This is a genomic window from candidate division KSB1 bacterium (assembly GCA_022566355.1).
GTDB lineage: Bacteria > Zhuqueibacterota > JdFR-76 > JdFR-76 > DREG01 > JADFJB01.
On sequence record JADFJB010000054.1, the window covers coordinates 22016 to 28931 of the forward strand.

Genomic DNA, 6916 nt, shown 5'->3' on the forward strand with positions numbered 1-6916 from the left:
TTCGAATATAAAATGCTAAAACATTTCTAAATTCCGTTTCCCGGGGACGGAGTGGCTTCAACGCCTTTATCTTTTGCCCAAAATCGAGAATAGAATAGATTCTTTACAACGCCATTTTCTATCCAGTAGGTTTTCTTTCTCGGCCGCCCATCCTGGGTCCATGTCGATGTCGGCACATCCGGATGAGTCGGGTCCGAATACATGGTTATGCGTTCATCAACTATTTTCTCTCCGAGTTTGGTGCCGCCGCCCTTTTTAGCCATAAAACTCCGGCCTTCATCCGCTTGTCTTGCATTGAAGCTGAAAATCATATTTTGCAGTAAGCCTATGGAAGCGGCAGGTTCGAGGACCACAGTGTATTTTCCCGGTTCAATTGCTTTTGCATCTCTGGACATATCCGCTTTTTCGATCGCAATTTGGGATGCCCTGCCGGTATCGAGTTTATTCACATCATTATAATCTCTTGTGGCATATCCGGATCCGGTACCATCTTTGGTTCTAACAGTAATCGAAAAATCAATTCCGGTGGATGCATGATAGGCAAATAGACCAGCAGTGTTGATCATTGCCTGGAAATTCGCACTGTCCTGCAAAAACCCGGCCGCAATCAAATCTTTTTCCCTGCATGGCTTGATGCTGTTCAGCGCTGCCTGGGCGCGAAATTCAGGATTTATATTTGCGGTGGATTCCATAATAAGCTTTGGATTTTAAGTATTGCTGGGGACCCAATACATCGACAAATTCAGGGTTTTCCGGCGCGAGTTTGGCAAGTTCCTCCGACCTTCTAACTACCTTCTCAACAGAGGCGTCATCGAACTCATTAATCGTTGCTGTTCCCATTTTTTTGCCATAATTGGATTGAACGATTAAGGTAAGATCGCTCTCTCTCCCGCTGGTTGTCACTGTATTACGGGCATATCGAATATTTCCGCCAACATTACCGTTCACGTTAGACTCAAAGCCGTCGGCTTTCGAGAAGCTCATGGCTTTTTCAAGAATTGCACGTGCATCGTCTTTTGATAATATTGCCATAATGTTAAACCCTTAATTTTTTATGATCAATTCTCAATTATACTTTTCGTTCTGTGTTAATTACATTTACTCCGTTGAACCTGGATGTCGAGCAGCCATGTGAAACAGCGCTGATCTGGCCGGGTTGTCCCTTGCCGTCAAAAAACGAACCACCGAACCGATAATCACGCTCATCGCAAATTTGGACGCAGGAATTCCAGAATTCCTGGGTATTGGATTGATAAGCGACGTCGCGAAGGATGCCGGTAATTTCACCGTTTTTAATCTCATAAAACAACTGACCGCCAAATTGGAAATTATAGCGCTGCTGGTCAATTGAATAAGAACCCCGGCCCATAATATAGATGCCCTTTTCAACATCTTTGATCATTTCATCGACCGAAAGTTTTTCCTTTCCTGCAGCTAAAGAAACATTGGGCATGCGTTGAAACTGGATTGAACTCCAGCTATCCGCATAACAGCAGCCGTGGGATTCCTTTTCTCCCAAAATATGTACCTGGTCGCGGATGGCCTGGTAGTTCACCAAAATGCCATCTTTTACCAAATCCCAGCGCTTGCACTTGACGCCTTCATCATCGTAACCAACTGCTGCGAGGGAGCCTTTTTGGGTTTTATCTGCAAAAAAATTAACGATTTTGCTGCCATAGTTAAACGATTTTGATTGCCATTTATCCAGTGTGGCAAAACTGGTTCCGGCAAAATTGGCTTCATAACCAAGCACACGATCCAATTCCAGGGGATGTCCGACCGATTCGTGAATGGTAAGGAAAAGGTGGGTCGGATCCAGGACCAGGTCATACTTTCCAGCCTCAACCGATTTAGCTTTGAATTTTTCCACAACCTGCTTTGCGGCTAGCACAGCATCTTCCTGCATATCATAGTGAAATCCATATCTAGTCGTAACGCCGTGAATTTTGGCGGATTCGCGGATATCCATGTATTCAAAGCCCATACCCATAGGTGAACTTAGAGAGTTCCGGGTTTCGAACTTACCGGTTGAAGAATCTATACCGGTAACTGTAAATGTCGGCCACATCCTATGGATGTCCTGGTCGATGTAAGAACCGTCTGTTGAGGCAAAGTATTTTTGCTCGTTTACCATAAACAGGCGAGAATTGACGAACTTGGCGCCGTTATCCAGTGCAGCTGCATTGACGGCCATAAGCAAGTCTACTTTTTCGGAAATGGGTATATCGAATGCATTTTTCTCAATGGGTGTTTTCCAGGTAACTTCCCCATGTCCGTTATCAGAAGCTAATTGAACCGGTTCTTCCTGAATTTTAGAGTTTGCTTTTGCTATCGCGACTGCCTGATTAGTAATTTCTGCAATGTCATCTTTTGTCACATTACTTGTAGAGGCAAAACCCCAGGTTCCGTTTGCGATTACACGAACTCCGGCGCCGAATGATTCGGTATTACGGATATTTTGGACTTTGTTTTCCCTGGTAATGACGAATTGGTTTAAATATCTCCCGATACGAATATCGACATAGGTTGCCCCGTTTTTTGTTCCCGTATTGAGGGCAATATCCGCCAGGGCTTTTTTGTCACTGGTTGGAATCGATGTGATGGCGCCGTTAAATGTTTTGCTGTTTAAATGAACGGGAATGAATAATGCGCCAACTCCGGCACCGCCAATTATTAAGAATTTTCTTCTTCTCATTTTATTCCTTGGTCAAAAATGATACCATCGCTCTAAGCGATGGTATCATTAACGTGTACTTGCATTCAAAATAGTTAGACCTATTATTTTATCTTTTTCATATCGAATAATAATATCATTATCCGTCAATTCACTGTCAGTAGCATGGCTGGGTTTCTTGAAGTTAATATAAAGCACATCCGCTTCTGCATCGTAAGAGGACCATAGATATTTTTCAGGAGCATGTTTTACAGCAGGGATAAGTTGTAAATAATCTTTAATTTCGAGCGTCATGTTGGCCATATTTGCTTCCTTTTATAATTATTAATCCTCTACGAGGATTGGAAAACCTTGATCAACTCTATATCTACAAAAATAAAACCTCTACGAGGTTATTTATGATCGATTTATAACTTAACTCATAAGGAATGTGCTATCCACAGATTTGAGTTATCCTCGTTTAGGATGGATTTATAAGATCTTGCATAACTAAAAACATCGTAGATGTTTAATTATTGTAGAAATGAAGTTCCCTTATTTGAACATATCCGTTGGCTGACGGATACATAAAAAGGTGGATACATATCATTTTGTAATATTCTTCATCCTGACATAATGTTTTACGCTTTAGTCTGTGTTAGTCTGTGGCAAGAATAAGTACGCATTATTAGGATGATCCTTTTTTCAACTACTTCATCCAAAGGCTCGAAGAAAAACTAAAATGGTTTGAAATTAGGGTTAACAAAAAAGGGTTTGTCTCTGTGAATTTGAAACAAACCCTTTATTACTATTCTATTTCATCGAATAGAATGGTAAATCTAAAACCGTTGCGCTGTTTGCGACTGAACTGTTGGTAACGCTTTCCGCGGAATTTTATCATCCCGCATAGCCGCATGATAAACAAAAGACGCCATGATAACCGCATTTTGCATCAGGTCACTGTTGATTGTGTAATCGTAAGCATCCATATTTGTGTGATGAGTACGAGTGCTATACTCAATCCGATCCTGGATGAATTGAAATCCCGGCAGACCCACTGCATCAAATGCTAAGTGGTCTGTACCACCGGTAGTACGAATTGTCAGCGTTTTTGCGCCAAGATCGTGAAATGGTTTCAACCATTGTTCGAAAATCGGGCGAACAGCATCGTTGCCTTGCAGATAGACACCACGGAATTTTCCGGTACCGTTGTCCATATTAAAATAAACCGAGAAATTTTTATGGTCTTTTTTCAGATCCATGGTTCTTCTATCTGCAAAGTGATTTTTCACATATGCCCGGGAACCGAGCAGTCCTTGTTCTTCACCACTCCATAAAGCGATACGAATGGTTCGGCGTGGTTTGATGCCAAGTTCTTGTAAAATTCGGACAGCTTCCATAGCAACTGCGCAACCTGAAGCATTATCAGTCGCGCCAGTGGATGAATGCCATGAATCAAGATGTCCACCCAACATGACCAATTCTTTTTTCAATTTCTTATCGGTACCCGGGATTTCACCAACAACATTGTATGCCAGTGAATCCTCCTTATGGAATGTATTTTGAATATCGATTTCCATTGAAACAGGCATATCCATATCCAAAAGCCTGGCGATCCGGTTGTACTGTTCGACTGCTACTACCAGGGAAGGAAGTGTAGGTTGAGCCGTTAAGCTTTGGGAGCCTCCTCGACTAACAAAAACAGTACCATGCTCTCCACGGCTGGGTTCTACCAGAACTGCCACACCTTCATCCTTAAAAAATTTGGTCGTTTTATTTCGCAAAGCTCTCCTTTGCCTAAACTCAGCTCTTCGACCTGCGAAGCGTGATCTGGCGCCGGGTATGGGGGCTTGCATTAATTCAGTTAAATCTTCTTCAGATCGTCTTGTAGCATCGGCTTCAAAATGGTTATTTGCATCCCGGGCTGCCTGGACAAGAACAATTTTACCATTTAATGTGCCTTTATACTGATCCAGATCTTCCTCGGAGTTAATTGTGAGAAGAACCGGAGAACCCTTAATGACACCATTAGTCCCAGGTGTCCATGCTTTTGGATAGGCGATCATAGGCATATATTGTGGCGCTGTCATAGCTACATAAACTCTCTCATTTGTCCATCCATGACCAAACGTGCCCCAGGCTTCAATATTTGTATTTGTTAACCCCCATTCGTTTAACTTTTCCACAATCCATTCGTTGGCTGATGCTAAACCAGGCGATCCGGTCAAACGTGGACCATGGACATCCGTGAGATAACTCAACAACTCCATAACCTGGGAATGATTAAATCCCTCGGCTTTAATTTCCGATATTTTTTGCCAGTGTATCGGTTCCTGGGCGTTTACTATGCAAACCAGCATCAGTAAACTGATCAAAATAAATGGTGCTCGTTTTTTCATACATTTCTCCTTATTATGGATGAAAGATTACTTTGAATTGTTTTTCCAGGGTACTTGCAACAAAAAAGAGGGGATTAAAATAAGAAGAAAATCCAAAAAAGCGCAATTTGCATCACAAATCTTTATCTTTATTTTAGCAATAGTTATTGCATCATTGATATTTTTGTATGGTTATAAGGCCATTACCAATTTAACCGTAAGGACTGAAGAAATATCCCTTATTAGATTCGAAACTCAACTACAGACTCAAATCAGGAGTATTGCTACTGATTTTGGAAGTGTAAAAAAGCTGGAGTTGTATGTTCCTTCAAATCATCAGCAAGTGTGTTTTGTGGATTTCAAGAAATCTCCTGAGCTGTTTGGATTATGTCAGCTAAATCATCCAGATTATAATCCTATTGTTTGTGATGCCTGGACAGATCAGACAGAAAATGTATTTTTGATTCCACCTTCTCCAAAATCCATTAAAGTTCCTTCTATTGATGTAGATGATGGTTATTTGTGTTTAAGAACTGTCAATGGAAGAATTGTGATTAGATTAGAAGGTAAAGGAAAATCAGCACTTATAAGTAAATGGGATGCAGGATGAGGAAAGCTCAACTTTCCGTACAATTCAATTGGATTTTTGTTACGATTGCAGGAGCAATCATTCTCCTTTTTTTTGTTGGGTTAGTCTTTAAACAAAAGGAGGTTTCTGATACCAATCTGATTGCATCTGTTTCAGAAGAATTTAAAGCAATATTAACCGGGGCCGGATTGAGTACAGGAACGACAAATGTAATCCAGATCCCTAAAATTGAGATAAAGTTTGCCTGTGAAGATGGAGATGCCTGGTTTGGGGTAGATTGGGAGCGGACGGGAATAAGGACTCCCTTGCCCTTTGAGGTGATTTTTGCTCCAGACATTGTTAAGGGGAGGGAAATTATAACGTGGGCATTAGATATTTCTGCTCCTTTTAAGATTCTTAATTTGCTGCATGTTACAAGTCCTGAAATAAGATATATCTTTGTTGGGAATAATAAATTTGCTGACGAAGTATTTTCAAAAGTTCCTAAGGAGATTCTTAAGGAGAGAATGATCAGTGCTGATGATATGGATAGTGTTATCGATAAGAAACATGATAAGGTGAAATTTATTTTCTTTTCAACTGCCCCCGAATACATTTCTTTACCTTCTTTCTTTAAAGATGTAGACGTTTCTGCTGTTCAAATCTTTTCGGAAAGAATTGTATTTTATAAGAAGCAAGGATTGAGTTTAATTGCTGAAGGAGATGTGTTTTATCTGGATGAAAGATTAGTCTATGGGGCCATTTTCTCAGAAGATTTGGATTATTTTAAATGCAATCTTCAGAAGATGTATAAAAGACTTAGTTTTGTTGTTGACATTTATGCTCAAAGAGAAAGAGCTTTGATCGATTATTATGCGTTGAATCCAATTGATCCTAAAGCAAGATGCAAGGATTTTTATTGGATCAGTGATGAAAAGACCTATTTGGATCTGTATAAAGAACGTGCAGATGCATGTTCTTTGGATATAGAGAAATGTTCACTTTTGAAATCAGATATTGCAGATGTGAAAAGCAATAATAAGGTATTAAAGCAAAAATCATGTCCTTTATTATATTAAAATGAAAAAAGCACAAATAAAGATGTTTGAGACCATAGCAATACTTTTTGTATTTTTTATGCTAGTTATTTTTGGATTTATCTTTTATGCTAAACTTCAGAAGATCACTTTTACAGAAGAAAGAGGAGAGGTTTCTATTCTGAAAGCAATTCAGGTTGCGGAAAGAACTTCATTTTTGCCTGAGATGCAATGCAGCTTTGATAATGTTCCTGATGATGATTGCATTGATATTGAAAAG

At 40.1% G+C, this 6916-nt stretch carries 6 protein-coding genes and 1 pseudogene; 3 read left to right on the top strand and 4 right to left on the bottom strand.

Features of this window, described 5'->3' with window-relative positions:
- Positions 1-26: 26 nt before the first annotated feature.
- The 4 genes and pseudogenes from IIC38_11085 to IIC38_11100 all read right to left on the bottom strand — a co-directional run bounded on the left by IIC38_11085 (position 27) and on the right by IIC38_11100 (position 5052).
- Positions 27-1032 (bottom strand): annotated as a pseudogene (locus tag IIC38_11085) (TldD/PmbA family protein).
- Between the two features lie 37 nt (positions 1033-1069).
- Entirely contained in the window at positions 1070-2695 is a 1626-nt protein-coding gene (locus tag IIC38_11090) for a TldD/PmbA family protein (GenBank protein MCH8126493.1), read from the bottom strand.
- A 48-nt stretch (positions 2696-2743) separates the two neighbouring features.
- Positions 2744-2977 carry a DUF2283 domain-containing protein gene (locus tag IIC38_11095; GenBank protein ID MCH8126494.1) on the bottom strand — a complete coding sequence of 78 codons (234 nt, stop codon included), beginning with the start codon at positions 2975-2977 and terminating at the stop codon, positions 2744-2746.
- A 515-nt stretch (positions 2978-3492) separates the two neighbouring features.
- Positions 3493-5052 carry a M20/M25/M40 family metallo-hydrolase gene (locus tag IIC38_11100; protein MCH8126495.1) on the bottom strand — a complete coding sequence of 520 codons (1560 nt, stop codon included), beginning with the start codon at positions 5050-5052 and terminating at the stop codon, positions 3493-3495.
- Here IIC38_11100 and IIC38_11105 point away from each other — a divergent pair.
- From IIC38_11105 to IIC38_11115, 3 genes are all read left to right on the top strand, one after another.
- Positions 5000-5641, top strand: a complete 642-nt coding sequence (locus IIC38_11105) for a hypothetical protein (GenBank protein MCH8126496.1) — start codon at positions 5000-5002, stop codon at positions 5639-5641. The genes IIC38_11100 and IIC38_11105 overlap by 53 nt on opposite strands.
- Before the next feature lie 167 nt (positions 5642-5808).
- Complete coding sequence (locus tag IIC38_11110; protein MCH8126497.1) at positions 5809-6678, top strand: hypothetical protein; 870 nt, start codon at positions 5809-5811, stop codon at positions 6676-6678.
- A gap of 1 nt (position 6679) precedes the next feature.
- Positions 6680-6916, top strand: a 237-nt coding sequence (locus tag IIC38_11115; GenBank protein ID MCH8126498.1) for a hypothetical protein, incomplete at its 3' end; no start/stop codon positions are given.

Coding starts and splice junctions, on each gene's coding strand:
- IIC38_11100 (MCH8126495.1), bottom strand. CDS start 5,052: ATGAAAAAACGAGCACCATTTATTTTGATCAGTTTACTGATGCTGGTT.
- IIC38_11090 (MCH8126493.1), bottom strand. CDS start 2,695: ATGAGAAGAAGAAAATTCTTAATAATTGGCGGTGCCGGAGTTGGCGCA.
- IIC38_11095 (MCH8126494.1), bottom strand. CDS start 2,977: ATGGCCAACATGACGCTCGAAATTAAAGATTATTTACAACTTATCCCT.
- IIC38_11105 (MCH8126496.1), top strand. CDS start 5,000: ATGCAAACCAGCATCAGTAAACTGATCAAAATAAATGGTGCTCGTTTT.